Here is a 22,616-nt window from a genome sequence, read left to right as displayed (position 1 = left end):
TGTCACTGCCCGGGTGGCGTCTCGCTGACTACTTCTTGGGCTTCTCGGAACCCGCAGTCGTCGACAGCGCGGCGATGAAGGCTTCCTGGGGGACCTCGACGCGGCCCACCATCTTCATCCGCTTCTTGCCCTCCTTCTGCTTCTCGAGCAGCTTGCGCTTGCGGGTGATGTCGCCGCCGTAGCACTTGGCGAGGACGTCCTTGCGGATCGCGCGGATGTTCTCGCGGGCGATGACCCGGGCGCCGATGGCGGCCTGGATCGGCACCTCGAACTGCTGGCGCGGGATGAGCTCCTTGAGCTTGCCGGCCAGCATCACGCCGTAGGAGTACGCCGCGTCCCTGTGCACGATCGCGGAGAATGCGTCGACCGGCTCGCCCTGGAGCAGGATGTCGACCTTCACCAGGTCGGCCGCCTGGTCGCCCTGGCGTTCGTAGTCGAGCGAGGCATAACCCTTGGTGCGCGACTTCAGCTGGTCGAAGAAGTCGAAGACGATCTCGCCCATCGGCAGCATGTAGCGCATCTCGACACGGTCCTCGGACAGGTAGTCCATGCCCTGGAGGTTGCCGCGCTTGGTCTGGCAGAGCTCCATGATCGTGCCGATGTAGTCGGACGGCGACAGGATCGTGGCGCGTACGACGGGCTCCCGGACCTCGGCGATCTTGCCACCGTCGGGGTACTCGCTGGGGTTGGTGCACTCGAGGACGGTGCCGTCCTCCATCGCCACCTGGTAGATCACGTTGGGCGCGGTCGAGATCAGGTCGAGGTTGAACTCCCGCTCGAGCCGTTCGCGCACGATCTCCATGTGCAGCAGGCCGAGGAAGCCGCAGCGGAAGCCGAAGCCCAGCGCGCCGGACGTCTCGGGCTCGTAGGCCAGCGCGGCGTCGTTGAGCTGGAGCCGCTCGAGCGCGTCACGCAGCGTCGGGTAGTCGTCGCCGTCGATCGGGTAGAGCCCGGCGAAGACCATCGGGTTGGGGTGCTTGTAGCCACCCAGCGCCTCGGTGGCGCCGTGGTGCTGGCTGGTGACGGTGTCACCGACGCGGGACTGGCGGACGTCCTTCACACCGGTGATGAGGTAGCCCACCTCGCCGACGCCGAGGTCGCTGGACTTCATCGGCTCGGGGCTGATCACACCGACCTCGAGCATCTCGTGCACGACGCCGTTGGACATCATCTTGATGCGGTCGCGGTGGCTGAGCTTGCCGTCGACGACGCGGACGTAGGTGACCACGCCGCGGTAGGTGTCGTAGACCGAGTCGAAGATCAACGCGCGCGGCGGGGCGTCGGCGTTGCCGACCGGCGCCGGGGTCTGCATGACGATCTCGTTGAGCAGCGCCTCGACACCCAGCCCGGTCTTGGCCGAGGTGCGGAGTACGTCGGAGGGGTCGCAGCCGATGATGCCGGCAAGCTCCGCGGCGTACTTCTCGGGCTGCGCGTTGGGCAGGTCGATCTTGTTGAGCACCGGGATAATGTGGAGGTCGGCGCCCAGCGCGAGGTAGAGGTTGGCCAGCGTCTGGGCCTCGATGCCCTGCGCGGCGTCGACGAGCAGCACGGCCGCTTCGCAAGCCTCGAGCGAGCGCGAGACCTCGTAGGTGAAGTCGACGTGGCCAGGGGTGTCGATCATGTTCAGGACGTAGGTGCCGGGCTCGGCGCCCTCGTCGTTGCCGACGGGCACGGTCCACGGCATCCGCACTGCCTGGCTCTTGATCGTGATGCCGCGCTCGCGCTCGATGTCCATCCGGTCGAGGTACTGGGCGCGGGCGGCACGCTCGTCGACGACACCCGTGAGCTGCAGCATGCGGTCGGCAAGCGTGGACTTGCCGTGGTCGATGTGCGCGATGATGCAGAAGTTCCTGATGATCGCGGGATCGGTGTGGCCGGGCAGCGGAGCAGGGGTCTTGGGCACGTCGTACTTCCGTGAGGGTTGTGCGGGAGCGGTCATTGTTCCACGGGCACCATGGCTGCGGGGAAACGCTGACCTCGCCGGTAACGTGCCTGGCGATGTCCACGCCAGCAACGTCATCTCCCCCGCCGCAGCACCTGCCATGGGTGCCTGCCGCAGCGTTCGTGGTCGTGTGGTCGTCGGGCTACATCGCCGGGCCTGCGGCAGTCCACGCGGCCGCGCCGTTCAACGTGCTTGGCTGGCGCTTCGTGCTCGCGGCGGTGATCGGCGCTCTCCTGGCGCTCACCCTGGGGCGGCCGTTCCGAATGAGCCGGCAGACGCTCGGGCGGGTCGCAGGCGTCGGGCTCGTGATGAACGCCCTTCAGTTCGGAATGATGTACGTCGCGTTCGACCTCGGCCTGGGCGCGACCGTCAGCTCCATGTTCCACGCGCTCAGCCCCGTGCTGACCGCGATCTTGGCCGCCCTCGTCCTGCACGAACGGTTGTCGTGGGTGCAGGTCGCCGGCTTCGTGACCGGCGTGGTCGGAGTGCTCGTGGTGCTCGGCGCCGACCTCGGCCACGTAGGGGGACCTCTGGCGGTGGCTCTCGGCGCGCTCAGCGTGCTGACCCTGAGCCTGGGCACCCTCGGCCAGCGGTGGATCGGCGGCAGCCCTGACCTGTTGTGGTCGGCCACGATCCAGTTCGCCGTCTCTGCGCCCCCGCTGCTGTTCATCGGGTGGGTGACCGAAGGCTTCTGGCCGGTGCTTGACCCCGGCAAGGCCGTCGTGTCGGTGCTCTACCTGGCGATCATCAACTCGATCCTCGGCCTCGTCCTGCTGGCGCTGCTCGTCCTGCGGGGCGGCTCGGGAGCCGCGGCCAGCCTGTTCTTCCTGGCCCCGCCGGTGACCGCCGTACTCGCCTGGCTGGTGCTCGGCGAGACGCTCGGGCCCCGGCAGGTGGTCGGCCTGGTGATCACCATGGTCGGCGTGGGGGCCGCGACGCACAGTCGACGCAGAACAGTGGCCGAGCCCTCCGCCGTCTGAACTCGGCGACGGGCGGGGACGTGACTACCTCAACGACCTCACCCCCGAGGAACTGGAGCGGCTTCAGGAGGGGGCGAGATGCCGACCTACGGCGACCTCATTGCCGCATAAGTTGCGCACCCGGAGCCCAGCACCCTGGAGGCCTTGCGAGACGTCATCCGGTCCGCGGAGAACTTCCGGGCCGATCTGAGCCCCGACCTCGCGGTCGGCTCGCTGGCCGCGCGTGGTCAGTACGACGAGATGGTCCAGGCGCTGCGCGGACTGATGCCGGGAGCCATGCTGAGCCCGTTCGCGCGCGCCGCCCTCGCCGAGGCGCTTGCCCAGACGGGACAGCCCGAGGCGTCCCAGCGTGAGGCGTCCCCAGGAGTGACCGAGTTCCGGCGGCGTCCCTCGGTCGGGAAGGATGCGCGCATGACCGCAGCGATCCCGCACGGCCGGACGGCCCGGCGACTGGAGTGGCGCTTCCTGCCACCCAACGTCCGCGACCTCATCGAACGTCGTTGCGAGTCCCCGGTGGTCGAGGCCGACTCCCAGGGCGGCGGCTTCACACCCGGCTTCGCATCGGTCCTGACGTGCGAGGACGGCTCGAAGCACTTCGTGAAGGCCGCTTCGGGCAAGGCCCAGCGGATGTTCGCGGAGTCCTACCGACGCGAGGCGCTGGTGCGTTCGGCGCTGCCCGACGGGGTGCCGGCGCCGGCCCTGCTCTGGAGCCACGACTCCGACTGGGTGGTCCTCGGACTCGAGTACGTCGACGCGCGGGCGCCACACCGGCCCTGGCGGCGCGACCAGCTCGACGCCACCCTCGACGCCCTCGAGACCTGCGCCGACTTGCTCACCCCGCCACCCGAGTCACTCACCGACGAGACCGCGGTCGACGAGTTCGCGTCCTGGCCCGGTCGGTGGGAGCGGATCCGGCTAGCCAGTCCCGACCTGCCGCATCTCGACGAGGCGGAAGCTCTCGCCGCGTCGTACGCCACGGCGGTGGCCGGAGAGACGCTCAGCCACACCGACGTCCGCGACGACAACCTGCTGGTCCGGCCCGACGGTGCGGTGCTGCTCTGCGACTGGAACTGGCCGGTCGTCGGCGCCGACTGGCTCGACACCGTCTTCCTGCTGATGGGCGCGCGCGGCGACGGCCTCGATGTCGAGGAGGTGCTGGCGTCGCGACGACTGACCCGAGACGTGCCCACCGACCACATCGACGCCGTGCTCGCACTTGCCGCCGGCTACTTCCTCGCCTCCGCCGACGAGCCCGTGCCGCCGACGTCGCCGCACCTGCGCAACCACCAGCGCTGGTACGGCGAGGCGTGCTGGGCGTGGCTGGCCGCTCGCCGTGGCTGGACGTGAACGTTCCGCGCGCGGTCGGCGTCCGGGCGCCGTACGCCGCTGTGCCCGAGCGCGTGCGCGTCTGGGTCGACGAGACGCTCGGGTCGCCGGTGGTCGAGGCGGCCGAGCCTTCCGGCTCACCGAGTCCCGCCGCGCGTTCACCGCTGCCGCCCGACGACTCGGAGTCTGAGCTCCGGGGACTCGCCGGGACGTCATCCGAACCGTGGACCCGCTTCCTCGATTCGGATGACGTCCCGGCACACTGGGCGAGATCGGCGCGCGGTGCCGCCCGAACGCGATTTGGGCGGCCTGACGGCCCGCTGGTAACGTGTGTCCTCGCATGTCAGGCGCCAGCCCATCCGGTGTTCCAGGCTGCCCGACAGCTCAAACTTTCCTGACCAGACACCTCCAGCGAAGGCTCATCAGTGGCGAACATCAAGTCCCAGATCAAGCGCAACCGCCAGAACGAGGCGGCTCACGAGCGCAACAAGTCCGTGAAGACCGGGCTCAAGTCGGCCGTGCGCAAGTTCCGCGAGCTCGCCGAGTCCGGCGACAAGGACGCCGCCGTGACCGCGGGCCGCGAGGCTTCCAAGAAGCTCGACAAGGCTGCGTCCAAGGGCGTCATCCACCGCAACCAGGCGGCCAACCGCAAGTCGTCGATCGCGAAGAAGTCCGCTTCTCTCTGAGGCTCCTTCACCTGCACGAACGCCGCCTCCGGGCGGCGTTTGTCATTTCAGCGGGAGCTGCGCAGCCCGGAGACGGTGAGCACCAGCCGCTCGAGCGTGTACGCCGCGTCGTGGGCCGCGCCCTTGATATCGGCGTCGGCCCGGGCCACTGCCTGCACGGCGGCGCCGATGCCCTCGTCGGTCCAGCCGCGTGACTGATCGCGGATCGTCTTGACCTTCCACGGCGGCACGCCCAGCTCGCGGGCCAGGTCGGCCTCGCGTAGGCCGCGGGCCGCCCCGAGGTAGCGGGCGATGCCGCGGGCGCCGGCAGCGAACGCGGAGGTCACCAGCACCGTCGCGGTGCCGCCCTCGAGCGCCCAGCGCAGCTCTTCCAGTGCTGGCGCGGGCCGGCCACCGAACGCATGGTCGGCGACGGCGAACGACTTGGCCTCGGCCCGGCCGCCGAAGTAGCGCTTCACCTCGTCGATCCCGATCTGCTGGTCGGGGAAGTCGTTGCTCAGCTGGTTGACCGCTGCCGAGAGCGAGCGCAGGTCCTGGCCGACGGCCAGCACCAGGAAATCGGCGGCCTCCGGGGTCGACCGGGCGCCCACGACCGCGAACTCGGCGCTCACGAAGGAGACGAAGTCGCGGGCGTACTTCACCTCGGCCGACTTCACCTCGGTCACGGCCTCGAGCTTGCGCAGCCGGGTCAGCACCCCGCTGCCCTTGGCGCCTCCGGAGTGCACCAGCACCAGCGCGACCTCGTCGGCCGGCGCCGCGGCGTACTCCACCAGGCCATCGGCGACCTCGTCGGAGGCGTCCTCGAGAGACGTCACGATGACGCAGCGCGTCGACGAGAACAGCGACGGCGACGACATGTCGTCGAGCGCGGCCAGGGTCAGGTCACCGCCGGGCGACTCGGCGATCTCGGCCTCGGCGTCGTAGGCGCGGATCGCGTGCCGGACAGAAGACACCGTGCGGGCGCTGAGGTACTCCTCCTTGCCCGTCACGAGGGTGACTCGACCGAGGACCTGGGCTGCGCTGGGACCGTGACCTGCCATCGTGACGCAAGCCTGCCACATGCTTCCGACAGTCTTCTCAGTCGCCCGTGAGGGTGCCGAGCTGCCCGTCGCGCACCGTCACGACGAGGTCTCCGTCGACGTCGGTGCGCAGCACGCGGGCGCCGGCGGCCGACAGCGCGGCCAGCGTGCCCGCCGCCGGATGGCCGTAGTCGTTGTCCTCGCCCACCGACACCAGCGCCACCCGCGCGCCCAGGCTCGTGAGGAACGGCAGGTCCTGGTAGCGGCTGCCGTGATGCGGCACCTTCAGCACGTCGACGTGCAGCCCGGCAAGCGTGCGGGCCAGCCGGCTCTGGGCGTCTGGCTCGACGTCGCCGGTGAGCAGGATGCGCACTCCCCCGACCTCAGCCACGAGCACCACGCTGGCGTCGTTGGGTCCGTTGTCGGGCAGGCCCGGCACCGGCCAGACCTCCTGGAGGCGTACGTCGCCGACCCGCCACCCCCGGCCGTACGAGGTCACGGCGGGTTCGATGCCGCGGCCCTCCGCCAGCCGGCGTACTGCATCGACTGCCTGGGGTGGATCGGCCAGCGAGGTCACGACCACCTCCCCCACCGATCGGCCGCGCAGCACCCCGGCCAGACCGTCGACATGGTCGGCATGGAAGTGGGTGATCACCACGAGCGGCACCGCCTTGATGTCCATCCGCCGCAGGCAACCATCGACCGCGGCGGCATCGGGCCCGGCGTCGACCACGACCGCCGAGCGGGGGCCGGCGCGCAGCAGCAGCGCGTCGCCCTGCCCCACGTCGCAGGCGGCCACGACCCAGCCGTCGGGCGGCCAGCCTGGCGTGGGTGGCCGGGTCAGCACGGTCACCACGAGCAGGACACAACAGCCGACGCCCGTCACCGGCGAGCGCAACAGCCGGGGCGCGAGCGCCACCACGGCGACCGTCAGCACAGTCAGCAGCGCGAGTGACCACGGTCCGGCGCTCCAGTCGAGGGCGGCGGTCGGCAGAGCGGCACCCCGGCGGGCCACCACCACGATCCACCCGACGCACCAAGCGGCCGGGGCGGCAACGACCTGGCCGATCGGCAGCCAGATCAGACCGAATAGACCGCCGGCAAGGCCGAGCACGGTGGCCGGCGCGATCGCCGGCGCGGCCAGCAGGTTGGCCAGCACCGCCACCAGGCTGACCTGCCCCGACAACGCAGCAACGACCGGAGTGCAGGCGACCTGCGCGGCTGCCGGGATGGCGATCGCGGCCGCCAGCCACCCGGGCAGCCAGCGCGACATGGCATCGCGCCACCCCGGCGCGAGGAACAGGATGCCGGCGGTGGCGAGCACCGATAGCGTGAACCCCGCAGTGGTCGCCAGCCACGGGTCGATCAACAGGAGCAGGACGACCGCGACACCGAGCGCCCGCGACCCCTGCTCGCGCCCGTTGGACCCCATCGCCATCAGGCCGACCGCACCCATCACCGCAGCCCTCAGCACGCTCGGCTCGGTGCGGGCGAGCAGCACGAACCCGACGATGCCCAGCGCCGCGACCACCCTGATCCAGCGCCCGCGCACGCCCAGCCAACGCGCGAACAGCACGAGAAACCCGACCAACAGGGTCAGGTTGGTGCCGCTCACCGCGAGCAGGTGGGTGAGCCCGGTGGTGCGGAAGTCGGAAGCCAACGCATCATCCACGCGAGTGTCGTCACCCACGACCAGGGCCGGCACCAGCGCCTGCGCCTCCGCGGATCGAGGCTCGACGGCGGCCCGCATGGACGCCCGCACCGCCGCAGCCCCTCGCCACCACACGTCGGGACGCCCGATCGTCTCCGGCGTTCCGCGCGCGGAGAGTACGGCGGCCGCGTCGCCGTCTGCGGGCCCGAGCCGGCCGGACGCCCGCACCGTGGACCCGAGCGTCACGTCGGTCCACTCGGCGTCGCCGATGACGACCGTCGGGCTGTCGACGCGCCAGGTGCGACCCCGGCCGGTCACCTCGGTCACCCGCCCGCGCACCACGACGTACGACGCGAAGCGGCCCTCGCTCGTGCGCGGGTCGGACGTCACCCGGACCGTGGCCGTGACCACCGCGCCCTCGTCGGCGAGGGCGGCGACCGGTCCCCCGCCGACCCGTTCACCGCGGAGCGTGGCCACCCCTGCCACGGCCAGCACCACGAACGCCAACACGAGCCACGTGCGCAGACCGCTGGGCCGACGCCAGGCGACGAGCCCGGCCACCACGACGAGCAGCGCCGCCACCTCCGGCAGCCAGCCCGGCCGCAGCACGCCGACGAGCCCACCGGCCCAGGCCGCGAGGCCGAGTGCCGGCATCCGCAGATCGGGCACCCGCGCCCGCCCGACGAACGCCACTGGTCAGATCGTCACGTGCGGGGCGAGCTGCTCGAGGGTCGCGTCGCCGATGCCGTCGACCTCGAGCAGTTCGTCGACCGCGGTGAATCCTCCGTGCTCGGAGCGCCAGCCGATGATCGACTCGGCGGTCACCGGGCCGACGCCGGGCAGCGTCTCGAGCGTGGCCTGGTCGGCGGTGTTGATGTTGACGAGCGCGCCCGGGTCGGTGACGCCGGGCTCGGTGGCCGCAGCGGTGCCAGGCACCACGGCGACACCCACCAGCACCTGCTCCCCGTCGACGAGTGGGCGTGCCAGGTTGAGCGACGTCAGGTCGATGCCGCGTCGAGCACCACCGGCCGCCTTGAGCGCGTCGATGACCCGCGACCCGGCAGGGAGCACGGCGATGCCGGGGCGGCGCACCTTGCCGGCCACGTCGACGGTGACCTCGGTCGACGCCTCGCCAGACACGGCCACGGCGGGCGACTCGACGAGCGGCTCGGATGAAGGCACGTCGATCAGCGGCGCGGCCACCTGGGGCGCCGCGACCTCCTCCGGGTCGGACCGGACCAGCCACCAGCAGGTCAGGGCGAGGGCGGCACACAGCACCAGCGCCACCACCGTGACGGCGCCCTGACCGATCGACACCCGCCCGCGCAGCGTCTCGGGCACCAGGTCGGCGAGCGTGGCGCGCAACCCTGGGCGGGCATGTCGCCCCGGCACCGGCACGATCGGCACCAGCGGCTCGCTATCGAAGGAATCGACGGAGTCGGGCACATCCCGGATGCGCGTGTGCGCATGCTCCGGCTCGCCGTCAGCCCCGGGCCGCACCGTCGCCAGCTCGGCGGACAGCAGCGCCAGCCGCCGGGTCACGGCTTCCTGGTGCTCGGGGCTCGGGCGTCGACTGCGCATGCCTCGACCCTAGGAACATCCGCCCCCAGCCCGCGACCCCGAACCGGCCGCCTGTGGATAACCCCGCCAGGGAGCGCACGTTCCCCGCCAACTCGGTGGTCGAGCAGCCCGCGAGGAACAAGCGGGCGTATCGAGACCCGCTTCAGAGCAGGGTCGCGATACGGGTCTCGATACGCTCGCTGGCGCTCGCTACTCGACCTCCGAGGATCGCTGGCTCGCGCGCACGGTTCAGCCTCACTCCAGCCGGGGCGCCACACACGCCGCGACCATGCCCGGGCCGACGTGCGCGCCCAGGACGGCGCCCAGCTCGCCGCACCAGACCTCGCGTCCGCCGAGCTGCTCGGCCAGCCGTTCGGTCAGCCTGGCGGCGAGCTGGCCGGCCCGGTCGGCGCTGGCCAGGTGGGCCACCGAGATGTCGACCTGCTGGTCCCCCGCAGCCTCGACCACGAGGTCCTCCAGCCGGGCCAGCGCGCGGGTCGCGGTGCGGACCCGCTCGAGGTTGGCGACCTTGCCGTCCTCGATCTTCAGCAACGGTTTGACCGAGAGCGCTCCTCCGAGCAGCGCCGCCGCGGCGCCGATGCGGCCACCCCGTCGGAGGTACTCCAGCGTGTCCACGTAGAAGAACGACGACGACAGCGCCGCCCGCTCGCGCGCAGTTTCCGCAGCGAGCTCGGCACTCCCCCCGCCTGCGAGTACGTCGGCAGCCGAGATCGCAGCGAATCCGGTCGCCACCCCCACCTGCCTGCTGTCGACCGCGTGCACCGGGATCGACGCCTGCCGGGCGGCCAGCTGCGCCGACTCGAACGTGCCACTCATCTCGCCCGACAGGTGCACCGAGACGACCGCCGAGAACCCGTCGGCCGCCCCCTTCTCGTAGACGTCGAGCAGCACCGCGGGCGCCGGTCGCGACGTCGACACCGGCACGAACGCCTTCAGTGCCTCGGCGACCAGCTCGGGAGTCGCGCCGCCCGCTCCCTCGTCGTACACCTTGGCGCCGATCACGACCTGCAACGGCACCACCACGATGCCGTGGGCAGCAGCGATGTCGGGGGTCAGGCTGGCCGTCGAGTCGGTGACGACCAGGGTGCGCGTTGGCATGGCCGCACCCTAGTCGCCGAGCGTCTTGCTAGACGACGATGTTGACCAGCTTGGGCGCCCGCACGATGACCTTGCGCACCTCGGCGCCGTCGATCGCCCGCACCACCGCTGGGTCGGCCATGGCAGCCGCCTCCAGGTCGGCCTCACTGATGTCGGGCGAGACCTCCAGGCGGGCGCGCACCTTGCCACGCACCTGTACGACGGCGGTCACGGATTCCTCGACCAACAGCGCCTCGTCGACGACCGGCCAGCCGGCGCGCGCGACGGTGGGCTCGTGGCCCAGCCGCGACCACATCTCCTCCGCGGTGTACGGCGCCACCAGCGACAGCATGATCGCGACCGTCTCGACGGCCTCGCGCACGGCGGGGTCGGCAGGTCCGCAGCCGGAGTCGATGGCCTTGCGGGTGGCGTTGACCAGCTCCATCACCCGGGCCACCATCACGTTGAAGCGGTGGCCCTCGACCAGCTCCCCGCCCTCGTGCACGGTCTTGTGGGTGACCTTGCGCAGTGTGACGTCGCCGCCGTCGGGCGACGTACCAGCAGCAGAGGCGACGTCACCGGACAGCCGCCAGGCACGCTGCAGGAAGCGCAGCGAACCGGCCGGCGACATGTCGGCCCAGTCGATGTTGTCCTCGGGCGGGCTCGCGAAGACCAGGGTCAGCCGCACCGCGTCCACGCCGAACTCCGCCAGTTGGTCCCCCAGACTGACGCCGTTGCCCAGCGACTTGCTCATCTTGCGGCCGTTGTTGATGACCTTGCCCTGGCTCAGGTACGCCGAGAACGGCTCACCCCAGGAGATCAGACCCATGTCGCGCAGGGCCTTGGTGAAGAACCGCGCGTACAGCAGGTGCATGACGGCATGCTCGTCGCCGCCGATGTACAGGTCGCACGGGCCCCACATCTCGGCCAGCGCGGAGTCGAACGCCTGGGTGTTGTCGTGGGGAGACAGGTAGCGCAGGAAGTACCACGAGGAGTCGACGAACGTGTCCATCGTGTCGGTGTCGCGCAGGGCCGGCCCACCACACACCGGGCAGGTCACGTTGACCCACTCGGTGGCCGCTCCCAGCGGGGAGGTCCCCTTGGGCTTCAGGTCGGCACCGCGCAGCTCGGGCAGCTCGACGGGCAGCTGGTCCTCGGGCACCGGCACCTCCCCGTCGACCGGGCAGTGGATGATCGGGATCGGCGCACCCCAGTAGCGCTGGCGCGACAGCAGCCAGTCACGCAGCCGGAAGTTGACGGTGCCGCGACCCAGCCCCTGACGCTCCAGGAAGGCGATCGTCGTGGACTTCGCCTCGGTGACCCCCAGGCCGGACAGGTCGATCTCGTCGTTGGCGGAGTTGATCGCCGGGCCGTCGCCGGTGAACGCGTCGCCCTCCCAGTCGGCCGGCGGCTCGACCGTCCGGATGACCGGCAGGTCGAAGGCCTTCGCGAACTCCCAGTCGCGCTGGTCCTGGCCGGGGACGGCCATGATGGCGCCGGTGCCGTAGTCGGCCAGCACGTAGTCGGCGGCGTACACGGGGATGGCCGTGCCGGTCAGCGGGTTGGTCGCGTGCACGCCCAGGAAGACACCGGTCTTGGGCCGGTCGGTCGACAACCGGTTCATCTCGGTCTCCTTGCGGACCTCGACCAGGTAGTCGTCCAGCGCGGGACGCTGCTCGTCGGTGACCAGCTCACCAGCCAGCGCGGCGTCGGCTGCCACGACCATGAAGGTCGCGCCGAACAGTGTGTCGGGACGCGTGGTGTAGACCGTGACCGGTTCGTCGCGGCCTGCCACGACGAAGTCGACGTGGGCGCCCTCGGAACGGCCGATCCAGTTGCGCTGCGCGTTGATGACCTTGTCGGACCAGGTGGGCTGCAGGTCGTCCAGGCCGTCCAGCAGCTCCTGGGCGTACTCCGTGGTTCGGAAGTACCACTGCGTCAGCTCGCGCTTGGTCACCTCGGCACCGCAGCGCTCGCACATGCCGTCGACGACCTGCTCGTTGGCCAGCACCGTCTGGTCGTTGGGGCACCAGTTGACCGGGCTGTTCTTGCGGTAGGCCAGCCCGCGCTCGCGCAGCTTCAGGAACAGCCACTGAGTCCAGCGGTAGTACTCCGGGTCGGAGGTGTGCAGCCGGCGCGACCAGTCGAACGACACGGCGTACTTCTTGAACGACTCGAACTGCGTCTCGATGTTGGCATATGTGTACGTCGCGGGGTGCTCGCCGCCCCGGATCGCGGCGTTCTCGGCGGGCAGTCCGAAGGAGTCCCAGCCCATCGGGTTCAGCACCTCGTAGCCGCGCTGCCACCAGTAGCGAGCGATCACGTCGTGCAGGGCGGTGACCTCGGCGTGACCCATGTGCAGGTCACCGCTCGGGTACGGGAACATCGTCAGCGCATAGCGCTTCTCACGCGGGCTCGCGTCGTCGGCGGCGAAGGGCTGCAGCTCTTCCCAGACGGGCTGCCAGCGGGCCTCGACCTCCGCCACGTCGTACGACTGGTGCTCGTCTCGCTCGCTCATCTCATGTCCTTCGTGTGCTGCGCTGCGGCGTTGATTCTCTGGGGCGGTCAGGGCACAAAAAAGCCCCTCGGAGACGAGGGGCAGCCGCATCGATGTGTGCTTGTCGATGCGGCTAGGTAAGGAGCAGGCGCTGCGTCATGAACTCATGCTACCGCGCCTGCTCCCCGACTGCCTTCCCGGTTACCGCACGAACCGCGGCGTCATCGGCGGGTTCCACCACTCCCCGCGGTGCGCCTTGAGGGCGCCCAGCAGGTGCAGCACGAACGCGACGACCAGCGCGACGCCGTACGTCACGAAGCCGATCAGCACGAACATCAGCGGGATCGAGATCAGCAGCACGATGCCGGTGATGATCTGCACGTTCAGCGAGTTGGCCGCGTGCGCCCGGACGAACGGGCCGCGGTCCTTGTAGAGCAGGTAAATCACCAGCGAGCCGACGAAGCCCAGCAGGCCGGCGCTGACCACCATCGCGACGAGGGGCACGGCGTGCGCGACGGCGCCGAGGGTCCGCTCCTCGCCGGGTGAGACGGAAGCGGGTGCGGTGGCGTACGGGTTCTCACTCATGACGACAACTCAACCACGGCGTACGACGCGGCCCAAGGGTTCTCGGGGTGGAGTCAGGGTGTGGTCAGGGGATGTGTCGGTCAGTCCCTGGCCGACATCTGCCCCGTCGTCAGCACCTAGAGTGCTGGGCGTGCTGCAACTGCGTCCCAACTGCGAGTGCTGCGACGTCGATCTGCTGGGCAGCCGAGGCGCGCTTCGGCGGCACCGTCCTGGAGCCCTTCGACCATCACCACCCGATGTGGGACCACCCGAGGAGATCAGATGACCGTCCCTGACATGTTCCGTCTCGACGACAAGGTCGCCATCGTCACCGGCGCCTCCAGCGGCCTGGGCGTGGCCTTCGCGAAGGGCCTGGCTGAGGCCGGCGCCCACGTGGTGCTCGGCGCCCGCCGCGTCGACCGGCTCGAGCAGACCGCCGAGCTGGTGCGGGCCGCCGGTCGCCGGGTGCTCACCGTCGCCACCGACGTCGCGTCCGTCGATGACTGCCAGTCGCTCGTCGATGCGGCCATGGCGGAGTTCGGCCGGGTGGACGTGCTGGTCAACAACGCCGGCATCGGCACCGCGGTGCCCGCCACCCGCGAGCAGCCCGACGAGTTCCGCCGCGTCATCGACGTCAACCTCAACGGTTGCTACTGGATGGCCCAGGCGTGCGGCCGCATCATGCAGCCCGGCTCGTCGATCATCAACATCTCCTCGGTGCTAGGTATCACTACCGGCGGCCTCCCGCAGGCGGCGTACTCCGCCTCCAAGGCCGGGCTCAACGGTCTCACCCGCGACCTCGCCTCACAGTGGACCGAGCGCAAGGGCATCCGCGTCAACTCGATCGCGCCGGGCTTCTTCGAGTCCGAGATGACCGACACCTACCCCGACGGCTACCTCGACCTCGCGATGAAGCGGGTGCCGGCGCGGCGCCAGGGCGACCCGGCCGAGTTGGCCGCGACCGTGGTGTTCCTCGCCTCGGCCGCTGCCGGCTACATCACCGGTCAGACACTCCCGGTCGACGGTGGCATGACGATCAGCTGATCAGCGCAGCCTGCGCGGGTACAGCAGGGCCTTCGACAGCACCGACCTGTCCTCCGCCGCGCGGCCCCAGCCGGCGGCGCCGTACGAGTCGAGGTAGGTCACCGCGACCAGCTTCACCCGGCCGCGCAGCCGCAGGCAGGCGGCCGGCATGGTCACATCGAGGGAGCTTCTCGCGACATTGCGCGTACGACGTGCGCGCGGGCAGCGCGTGGTCGCACCGTCGGGCCGGACGGCCGTCACGCCGCCGCTGCGCTCGAACACGACGGCGTAGGCGATCAGACGCGGAGGATTGCCCTTCGGCGCCCGCCACGCCTCGACGACCAGCCCCTGCCGGTAGGTGGCATCGGTCGGCTGGACCCGCTTGATCTGCACCCGAACGCGGAGCTTGTGGTCGCGGCGGACGAGCAGGTGCGACACCACGGTGCGCTTCAGCTCGACCTCGGTCCGCCGGAGGCCGTCGGCGTCGGCGACGCCGAACTTCACGTCCGGGACAGCGTCGGCGAAGGAGAACGACCGGACGGTCACCACTCCGGCCGCGGCTGGGCCGGCTGGCAGGAGGCCGACGAGCACAGCCACCAGCGCGACGGCGAGACGACGATTCGACATGCGACCAACCTCTCACGCCTCATACCCCTGCGGGGTACTGAATGAAGCTCGCGGACTGGTCACGCTGATCGCCGACAAGCTCGAGAAGAACGCGGGGTCACCGCACGCCGAGAAGGCACTCAGATCCGCCAGGTCAGGTAGAGGCCGAGCTTGTCGGCCTCGGCCACCACGGGGATCAGAGGTCACCGTCACCGCGAGTACGGTGACGGTGCTGGACAGACGCACGAGTCCCCACGAAGTTTGACGAGCGCCGCGTCACGCTAGGCGAGACTGTCCTTTGGGATATATCTAGATGATTCCGGTCCGCGCGTCGGAGACGCGACATAGCCTGTTCCCCTGAGGTGCGTGAGTGACTGTCGAGCTGTCACGGGGGAACGGATCGTCCATGAAGGGCATCATTTTCAACCTGGTCGAAGAGGCAATCACGACCAGCCACGGGGAAGCTGTGTGGGACTCCGTGCTGGCCACTGCCGGGCTCGACGGTGCATACACGACGCTCGGCAACTACACCTTCACCGACCTCACTGCACTGATCGACGCCGGCGCCCAGGAGCTCGGGGTCACACCCGTTGCCCTCACCCACACACTCGGCGCGGCCGCCCTGCTCGGGTTGGCCCGTCGCTATCCGGTCTACTTCGAGCCCTTCGACTCCACGCGCCCGTTCCTGCTCACCCTGAACGAGATCATCCACCCCGAGGTGCGCAAGCTGCACGGCGACGCGAACCCGCCCGACTTCTGGTTCGAGCAGGTCGGCCTCGACGGCCTGGTTGTCCACTATCGCCCCGAGCGACAGCTCTGTGCACTCGCAGTGGGGATGATCATCGGCGCCTCGACGTACTTCGGAGAGCGTGCCTTGCTGACCGAGACCGAGTGCATGCTCGACGGCGCCGACCACTGCGTCTTCGACGCACGGTTCCTCGCGGCGTGAGCCGGCATGTCGATGCGGCAGCTTCCACCACCTTCTGGCGGCCCTGACCCGGCAGCCGAGATCGCGCTGCTCAAGCGGCAGCTCGCCCGCGAGCGCGCGCGCCGGTCGGAAGCCGAAGACATCGGTGAGCGCGCCACCGGCGACCTCTACCAGACCATCCAGGAGCTTCGCAACGTGCAGCAGGAGCTGCTGGTGAACCTCGAACGCGCCAAGGTCGTCCACGAGCTCGGCCGGGAGCTGCGACTGGAGCCGACGATCGCGGGGCTCCGGGACCGCACCGCCACGGCCACCGCCCGCTCGCTCGGGGCCGACCGGTGCCTGGTGTACGTCGCCGACCCCCAACCGACTGTCACCGACTGGTCCGTGGTCTCGTCCGAGCCGGAACCCTCGCTCTCGGCCGACGGCTACGGCGCCACCGTGCAACGGCTCGTCGCTCAGCGGGCACCGACCGGTGGCAGCATCCGGATCCACGACCTCGACGTGGAGGCGCCGTTAGTGGGCCGGGCGCTGGGTGTGCGGGCCATGGCCCTCGTGCCGATGTGGCTCGGCCCGCGCCTGGTGGGTGCTGTCGTGCCCATGTCGGTCACGCCCCGCGACTGGACCGACGCAGAGCTGACGATCTGCGAAGGTGTGGCCCACGAGCTCGGGCTCAACCTCGTCCAGGTCCAGGCCCACAACCGGGACCGCCGGGTCCGGCGACTGGAGGAGATCGACCGCGCCAAGGACGCCTTCGTCTCCAACGTGTCGCACGAGCTCCGGACTCCGCTGGCCAGCATCAGCGGCTACCTCGAGATGGTGACCGACGGGGAGTTCGGCCCGCTCAGCGACGAGCTCGGGCATGCGATCGGCGTCGTCAGCCGAAACGCCGCTCGCCTGCGACGACTCGTCGAGGACCTCCTGATGTTCTCGGCGTACGACGGGGCGGGGGCGAAGCTGGACACCACCCTGGTTCCCCCCGGCCGGCTCGTGCGCGACTGCGCGGAGTCCCTCCGGCCGGCCGCGGCCGCCAAGGATGTCGACATCGAGGTCCACAACGTGCTCGGCCTCCACTCGATCCGCGGCGACCGGGCCCAGCTCGAACGCGCCATGCTCAACCTGATGTCCAACGCCGTGAAGTTCACCCCGGCGGGCGGCCTGATCAGCATCTGCCTCGCCAACGACCGCGACGGTGTGGTCGTCGACGTCACAGACACGGGCATCGGCATTCCTGCCGCGGAGCAGCACCAGGTCTTCACGCGGTTCTTCCGCTCGAGCCTGTCCACGCAGGCCGAGGTGCCGGGCACCGGCCTCGGCCTGGCGCTCGCCAAGACGATCGTCGAGCTGCACGGTGGCACCGTGGACCTGGTCTCCGAAGAGGGCAAGGGCACGACGGTCACCGTGAGCCTGCCGCCGCGGCCCCCTGACTGATCCGGTGGTCATGGTCCCTGCCTAGGCGGGAACGATTGAGTTCGTGCAGTTTGCATGCCCGTCAAACCTCAGGACACGCCCACGAACCCGGCGTGAGTCGAGGTGCCGACGGGGGTCCGACGATCCTGACTCACGTCCGGCCGTTCATGTCGCGGCGACGCGCCGTTCATGACCGTGTCGAGCACCTGGTCGGCAGCCTCATCTTCTCGGCGTACGACGCAGCGGGGGCGAAGCCGGACACGACCCTGGTCCCCCGGGGCGGCTCGTGCGCGACTGTGCGGAGGCCCTCCGACCGGCCGCGGCCGCCAAGGATGTCGACATCGAGGTCTAAAACGTGCTCGGGCTCCACTCGATCCGCGCGGACCCGTCACCTCGATGCACGGCGTCACGTAGCCGAGCACGCGGGCGGCATCGTGGAGCTCGTCGGGCAACCCGTGCAGCAGTCGCGCAGGGGCACAGCCGCACCCTGCACGTCGAGTGGGCCCACCGGCAGGTCTTCCTCAGCAACGACGCAACGACCGCAGCGATGGAGCCCTAACTGGAGTTCTCCGACCTTGGACGACGTCACTCAGCCATCTGAGGCCACCACCCGATCAGCCATGAACCCGCCGGCCGTGTACAACTAGATGCATCGGCCGGGCCGCCTTCCGAAGAGCCTCGCTGGCGTCGACGTCCACGCTGACTTCTGGTCCGGGCCGGTCCACGGCCGCGTGGCCGGAGGCGCCGATCCAGCTGCTGCGTCTGCCGAGCAGGTGATGGCGGCTTTTACAGAGACAGGCAGCTGACCGGCTGACCTGATTTCCTAAGCCACATGTGCTTCCGTCACTGGTCACCTATTGCGCCTATATGTAAAGGGATTGACCACCGGTTGGCACTGCCGTGGATACCCACCTACCGCAATTGGGTGATAGGAAGCCGAAACGGTCGGTCCTGGGTGCTTGTCCGGTTAGCGTCTCGCGCATCGACCGACACGGTCGTAGCGAGCGGATCCGCCGGGCGACATGGTCGCCTTTTGGCCTGGCGTGGAGCAGAGACCAACCCGTCGCTTTCATCCCACAGGGGGGCTGCGGCCAGTGTCAAATACCAAGCATCCGAAAGTGGGCGGCACTCCGCGTCCTGGAACCAAGCTCGTGCTCGGAGGTGCCACCTCCATATTGCTGCTCGGCACCATTAGCGGCGCGCAGGCAGCGATTCCCGCCAGTGACGGCGTGATCAGCGCGTGCTTCGCCAAGTCCGACGGCGCCGTCCGCATCATCGATGCGGCCAAAGCCCGCTGCAAGGGCGGCGAGACCCTGATCGACTGGAACCGAGCGGGCCAGATGGGTCCGCAAGGACCTCAAGGCATCCAGGGGATCCAGGGCCTCAAGGGCAACACCGGCGCCACGGGCGCCACCGGGCCGGCGGGAGCCACGGGGGCCACGGGGGCCACCGGCGCGACTGGTCCCGCAGGAGCAACCGGGGCAACTGGTGCAACCGGCGCTGCTGGCCTCAACGGCACCAACGGCGCGACGGGTGCGACTGGCGCACAGGGCGAGACCGGCGCCGCCGGGCCACGGGGACCGCAGGGCGCCAAGGGAGACACCGGAGCTGCCGGCACCAACGGCACCGACGGCACCGACGGGGCAACGGGCGCGAAGGGAGACACCGGAGCTGCCGGCACCAACGGCACCAACGGCACCAACGGGGCAACGGGCGCCAAGGGAGACACCGGAGCTGCCGGCACCAACGGCACCAACGGCACCAACGGCACCAACGGGGCAACGGGCGCCAAGGGAGACACCGGAGCTGCCGGCACCAACGGCACCAACGGCACCGACGGGGCAACGGGCGCGAAGGGCGACACGGGCGCGACCGGTGCGACCGGTGCGACCGGTGCGACCGGTGCGACCGGTGCGACGGGCCAGACCGGCGCCGTCGGCCCCCAGGGCCCGCAGGGCGCCAAGGGAGACACCGGTGACACCGGAGCTGCCGGCACCAACGGCACCGACGGGGCAACGGGCGCGAAGGGCGACACCGGCGACACGGGCGCGACCGGTGCGACCGGTGCGACCGGCCAGACCGGCGCCGTCGGCCCCCAGGGCCCGCAGGGCGCCAAGGGAGACACCGGTGACACCGGAGCTGCCGGCACCAACGGGGCAACGGGCGCGAAGGGCGACACCGGCGACACGGGCGCGACCGGTGCGACCGGCGTACAGGGCCAGACCGGCGCCGTCGGCCCCCAAGGCGCCAAGGGAGACACCGGTGACACCGGAGCTGCCGGCACCAACGGCACCAACGGCACCGACGGGGCAGCGGGCGCGAAGGGCGACACGGGCGCGACCGGTGCGACCGGTGCGACCGGCGTACAGGGCCAGACCGGCGCCGTCGGCCCCCAAGGCGCCAAGGGAGACACCGGTGACACCGGAGCTGCCGGCACCAACGGCACCGACGGGGCAGCGGGCGCGAAGGGCGACACCGGAGCTGCCGGCAACAACGGCACCAACGGGGTCGACGGCACGAACGGCGTCGATGGAGCCAAGGGCGACAAGGGTGACACCGGTGCTACCGGCGCTGCTGGCACCAACGGGACGAACGGTCTCGACGGAGCCGTTGGGGCCGCTGGTCCTCAGGGTCCGGCGGGTCCGGCGGGTCCGGCAGGAGCCGCTGGCACGAACGGCACCAACGGCACGAACGGTCTCGACGGAGCCGTTGGGGCCGCTGGTCCCCAGGGCGAAGCAGGTGCCGTCGGGCCGCAGGGTCCGCAGGGTGCTACCGGCGCAACGGGTGCTACAGGCGCTGCTGGTGCTGACGGAACCGGAACCGCTGGTGCAACTGGTGCAACTGGTGCAACCGGTCCAATTGGACCCGAGGGCCAGGCAGGTCCGGCAGGTCCGGCAGGTCCGGCAGGTCCCGCGGGGGCAACTGGTGCGAAGGGTGACACCGGAGCTACCGGAGCTACCGGCGCTGCCTCTACGGTGGCTGGTCCGAAGGGTGACACCGGCGCGACAGGCCCGGCAGGACCTACCGGTGCTACAGGAGCTGCCTCTACGGTGGCTGGTCCGAAGGGTGACACCGGTGCAGTCGGTGCCACAGGTCCGGCGGGTCCGCAGGGTGTCAAGGGCGACAAGGGCGACACCGGTCAAACCGGTGGCGGCATCGCAGCTGCCACCGTCGTGACCGTGAATGGTTCAGGCGCGGCTGGCACGAGCGCAACCTGTGCGGTCGGGAGGATTGCGATGGGCGGTGGATACAACCTCACCTCCGGGACCAGCATCTCGGCCTCGGCTCCTGCGGTCGGCACCGCGTTCGCAACAGGCGGTCAGACGCCGAACGGCTGGCGCGTGGTCGGCTCGGGCAACAGCAACTACACGGTGTACGTCGTGTGCGCTAACTGATCGAAGCTGTAGAAGCGGGCCCGCCAGATTCTTGGCGGGCCCGTTCCTCCGGCCCGGGATCGTGCCATTCGACTTCGAGACCGCATCCCCGTGGCTACTCTCGAGGACGAGGCGCGCCCACCGGGTCCCGACGTCACGACCAGACACCTGTCCCGCCCGATGAGCGCTTCTCGGCGTGGCCCGTGTTGTTGTACACCAGCCATGCACGTTCTCATCACGCACTCACAGATTCGGGGCACCCGATGAACGGCATTCACCCCTCCGGCCGATGCAGCCGCTTCGCGCGCGCGCTCTCCGTAACGGCGGTGTTGGCGCTCGGCGCCACCGCGTGCGCCGGGGCAGACGAGCCCAGCACCTCGGCAACCCCTGCCCCCGATGCCAAGAAGGCCGCGACGGCTCTCGACGCCGGGCTCAAGGCACACGCCTCGGGGGACCTCACCACGGCGGCGTCCAACTACGACAAGACGCTGAAGTACGACCCGAAGAACAAGTTCGCGTTCTACAACCTCGCGCTCATCGACGAGGCGTCGGGCAACTATGGGCTCGCCGAGCAGAAGTACCGCGCGGCGCTGAAGACCGATCCTGCCTACGAGCCGGCACTCTTCAACCTCGCCATCCTGCGCACCAGCCGCGACCCGCAGGAATCAATCGACCTTTACCAGCAGGCGGTGGCGGTCAACCCCAAGGACGCTGCGGCCTGGTTGAACCTGGGTCTGCTCCTCCGAGCCGCAGGTCAGCAGCGGTCGGGCGACGAGGCCGTACTTCGAGCCATCGGCCTGAACCCCGATCTGAAGGACCCCAAGGCCGCCGGCTAGATCTGCCCGGCCATTAGAGTGGTGACGACGTCTGGTCGGGGGAAGTCCACCGAGTGCGGCATGCGTCGTCGAGTGTGTAGGACTCGAGCCAAGAAACAAGGGGCGGCTGCTCGTTCGGCGTTGGTGAGGAAGACCTGGGAGTTGGCCTACCCGACCTGGTGGGTGATCGACGACTTCTCCATCAAGGACAAGACGCCGCACATCGCAATCTCGGTGGACAAGCTCGACACCCGCATCGACGTCCCCGAGGTCGTCAAGGGTGGGCCACGATCTGGTGCCGACGCTGCTGCACGCCCTCGGAGTCGACCGCCTCAAAGGCCATCGGCTCGTAGCCGAAGTCGGCGCAGAACCGCTCGAGGACGTGGGGGTCGGCCCGGTGGCTTCGTGCGGTGTAGGCGACCCGCGAGACGTGATCGATGACCATCGCGCCGGTGCCCTCGAGAAAGATGCCATCGGGTTCGAGGCCGGTGTAGTCCACGTTGGTCTGGACCCGGTACTGGGACTTGAGCAGCTCCAGCACGTCGGCGCGACGCTCATGGCGCCGCTTGGAGGCATACATCGCGTAGACCGCGATGTTGCCGCACGCGTGGGTCGAGAGCCAGTTGTTCAGCAAGACGCTGTCCGGGCGGGTGTGGTCCTCGTCCTCGAAGACGTGGACCATCACGCCCGCGTCCCGGAGAGCTCCAGCGACGCCGTCGTCTCGGCCAAGGCCTTGGCCGACGACGCGTCGTCGGACTGCTCCTCCGGGACATCGCGCTGGAACGCGTTGTCGGCCGCTGTGGCGGGATTGGGCATGAATCATTCCGCACGGATCAGGATGGGCCATGCTTTCCTCCTCTTACGAGGACTCAGACATGGCCTTCGGCCCGCTGATCTGATGTAGCTGAGGGGCTCTCGACGCCGCTCTTGAAACAGCCCCCGACCTGGACCGATGCCGCGAGTCGCATCGCTGACACCGTCAACTGGACCCCGGGCCATTTGGAGTAGATGTGGTCGTTTCGACCCTGCTCGTGCGCGGAGAGTGGTCAAAAGGCGTCCTATACCGGGAAGCCTGAGCGGGACTCCCGCTTGGCCAAGGTCGCTCAATACGCTCACAGTGTCGGCTCCGACACTCCCGCG

Annotated in this window: 18 protein-coding genes; 8 read left to right on the top strand and 10 right to left on the bottom strand. The window is 70.0% G+C overall.

The genetic code is table 11. The annotated features are described in order from the left end of the window. Positions 1-28: 28 nt before the first annotated feature. Positions 29-1,939: a translation elongation factor 4 gene (lepA, locus tag H4Q84_RS21540; RefSeq protein ID WP_248581110.1), complete on the bottom strand. Its 1,911-nt coding sequence runs from the start codon at positions 1,937-1,939 to the stop codon at positions 29-31. 59 nt (positions 1,940-1,998) lie between these two features. On the opposite strand from lepA, the gene H4Q84_RS21535 reads away from it, so the two are divergent. From H4Q84_RS21535 to rpsT, 3 genes are all read left to right on the top strand, one after another. Further along, on the top strand, positions 1,999-2,922 hold the full coding sequence (locus tag H4Q84_RS21535) for a DMT family transporter (RefSeq protein ID WP_248581109.1): 924 nt from the start codon (positions 1,999-2,001) through the stop codon (positions 2,920-2,922). A gap of 144 nt (positions 2,923-3,066) precedes the next feature. Next, complete coding sequence (locus tag H4Q84_RS21530; RefSeq protein ID WP_248581108.1) at positions 3,067-4,269, top strand: hypothetical protein; 1,203 nt, start codon at positions 3,067-3,069, stop codon at positions 4,267-4,269. Positions 4,270-4,673: 404 nt separating this feature from the next. After that, a complete protein-coding gene (gene rpsT / locus H4Q84_RS21525) occupies positions 4,674-4,934 on the top strand; it encodes a 30S ribosomal protein S20 (RefSeq protein ID WP_248581107.1) in 261 nt (86 codons plus the stop codon). 47 nt (positions 4,935-4,981) lie between these two features. On the opposite strand, the gene holA is transcribed toward rpsT, so the two are convergent. From holA to H4Q84_RS21495, 6 genes are all read right to left on the bottom strand, one after another. Beyond that, positions 4,982-5,923: a DNA polymerase III subunit delta gene (holA, locus tag H4Q84_RS21520; RefSeq protein ID WP_248581106.1), complete on the bottom strand. Its 942-nt coding sequence runs from the start codon at positions 5,921-5,923 to the stop codon at positions 4,982-4,984. An 88-nt stretch (positions 5,924-6,011) separates the two neighbouring features. Beyond that, positions 6,012-8,297 carry a DNA internalization-related competence protein ComEC/Rec2 gene (locus H4Q84_RS21515; RefSeq protein ID WP_248581105.1) on the bottom strand — a complete coding sequence of 762 codons (2,286 nt, stop codon included), beginning with the start codon at positions 8,295-8,297 and terminating at the stop codon, positions 6,012-6,014. Between the two features lie 3 nt (positions 8,298-8,300). After that, positions 8,301-9,185: a ComEA family DNA-binding protein gene (locus tag H4Q84_RS21510; protein WP_248581104.1), complete on the bottom strand. Its 885-nt coding sequence runs from the start codon at positions 9,183-9,185 to the stop codon at positions 8,301-8,303. Between the two features lie 234 nt (positions 9,186-9,419). Beyond that, the gene (locus H4Q84_RS21505; RefSeq protein ID WP_248581103.1) at positions 9,420-10,283 is read right to left on the bottom strand and encodes a DegV family protein; all 864 of its coding nucleotides are present in this window, start codon (positions 10,281-10,283) and stop codon (positions 9,420-9,422) included. 28 nt (positions 10,284-10,311) lie between these two features. Next, complete coding sequence (gene leuS, locus H4Q84_RS21500) at positions 10,312-12,780, bottom strand: leucine--tRNA ligase (protein ID WP_248581102.1); 2,469 nt, start codon at positions 12,778-12,780, stop codon at positions 10,312-10,314. Positions 12,781-12,960: 180 nt separating this feature from the next. Beyond that, positions 12,961-13,344: a DUF4870 domain-containing protein gene (locus tag H4Q84_RS21495; protein ID WP_248581101.1), complete on the bottom strand. Its 384-nt coding sequence runs from the start codon at positions 13,342-13,344 to the stop codon at positions 12,961-12,963. A 261-nt stretch (positions 13,345-13,605) separates the two neighbouring features. Between H4Q84_RS21495 and H4Q84_RS21490 the strand changes: the two genes are divergently transcribed. Beyond that, positions 13,606-14,367: a 3-oxoacyl-ACP reductase family protein gene (locus H4Q84_RS21490; RefSeq protein ID WP_248581100.1), complete on the top strand. Its 762-nt coding sequence runs from the start codon at positions 13,606-13,608 to the stop codon at positions 14,365-14,367. Here the strand turns inward: H4Q84_RS21490 and H4Q84_RS21485 are convergent, their stop codons facing one another. Continuing rightward, positions 14,368-14,973, bottom strand: a complete 606-nt coding sequence (locus tag H4Q84_RS21485) for a hypothetical protein (protein WP_248581099.1) — start codon at positions 14,971-14,973, stop codon at positions 14,368-14,370. It abuts the gene before it with no gap. A gap of 385 nt (positions 14,974-15,358) precedes the next feature. Here H4Q84_RS21485 and H4Q84_RS21480 point away from each other — a divergent pair, with 385 nt between their 5' ends. The 4 genes from H4Q84_RS21480 to H4Q84_RS21465 all read left to right on the top strand — a co-directional run bounded on the left by H4Q84_RS21480 (position 15,359) and on the right by H4Q84_RS21465 (position 21,497). Next, positions 15,359-15,901 carry a heme NO-binding domain-containing protein gene (locus H4Q84_RS21480; RefSeq protein WP_248581098.1) on the top strand — a complete coding sequence of 181 codons (543 nt, stop codon included), beginning with the start codon at positions 15,359-15,361 and terminating at the stop codon, positions 15,899-15,901. A gap of 6 nt (positions 15,902-15,907) precedes the next feature. Beyond that, on the top strand, positions 15,908-17,308 hold the full coding sequence (locus H4Q84_RS21475) for a HAMP domain-containing sensor histidine kinase (protein WP_248581097.1): 1,401 nt from the start codon (positions 15,908-15,910) through the stop codon (positions 17,306-17,308). 1,208 nt (positions 17,309-18,516) lie between these two features. Further along, positions 18,517-20,682, top strand: a complete 2,166-nt coding sequence (locus H4Q84_RS21470) for a hypothetical protein (protein ID WP_282580289.1) — start codon at positions 18,517-18,519, stop codon at positions 20,680-20,682. A 242-nt stretch (positions 20,683-20,924) separates the two neighbouring features. Further along, positions 20,925-21,497 (top strand): tetratricopeptide repeat protein, encoded by a 573-nt coding sequence (locus tag H4Q84_RS21465; protein ID WP_248581096.1) that lies wholly within the window; start codon positions 20,925-20,927, stop codon positions 21,495-21,497. Between the two features lie 253 nt (positions 21,498-21,750). On the opposite strand, the gene H4Q84_RS21460 is transcribed toward H4Q84_RS21465, so the two are convergent. Both H4Q84_RS21460 and H4Q84_RS23275 read right to left on the bottom strand, forming a co-directional pair. Continuing rightward, positions 21,751-22,158 carry an arginine deiminase-related protein gene (locus tag H4Q84_RS21460; RefSeq protein WP_248583703.1) on the bottom strand — a complete coding sequence of 136 codons (408 nt, stop codon included), beginning with the start codon at positions 22,156-22,158 and terminating at the stop codon, positions 21,751-21,753. Then, positions 22,158-22,292: a hypothetical protein gene (locus H4Q84_RS23275; RefSeq protein ID WP_282580288.1), complete on the bottom strand. Its 135-nt coding sequence runs from the start codon at positions 22,290-22,292 to the stop codon at positions 22,158-22,160. The genes H4Q84_RS21460 and H4Q84_RS23275 overlap by 1 nt, the downstream gene beginning before the upstream one ends. Positions 22,293-22,616: the final 324 nt, after the last annotated feature.

The organism is Nocardioides sp. InS609-2, from assembly GCF_023208195.1.
Classification (GTDB): Bacteria; Actinomycetota; Actinomycetes; order Propionibacteriales; family Nocardioidaceae; genus Nocardioides.
Note: the sequence above shows the minus strand (reverse complement) of the source record. Positions and strands in the feature narration are given on the sequence as shown.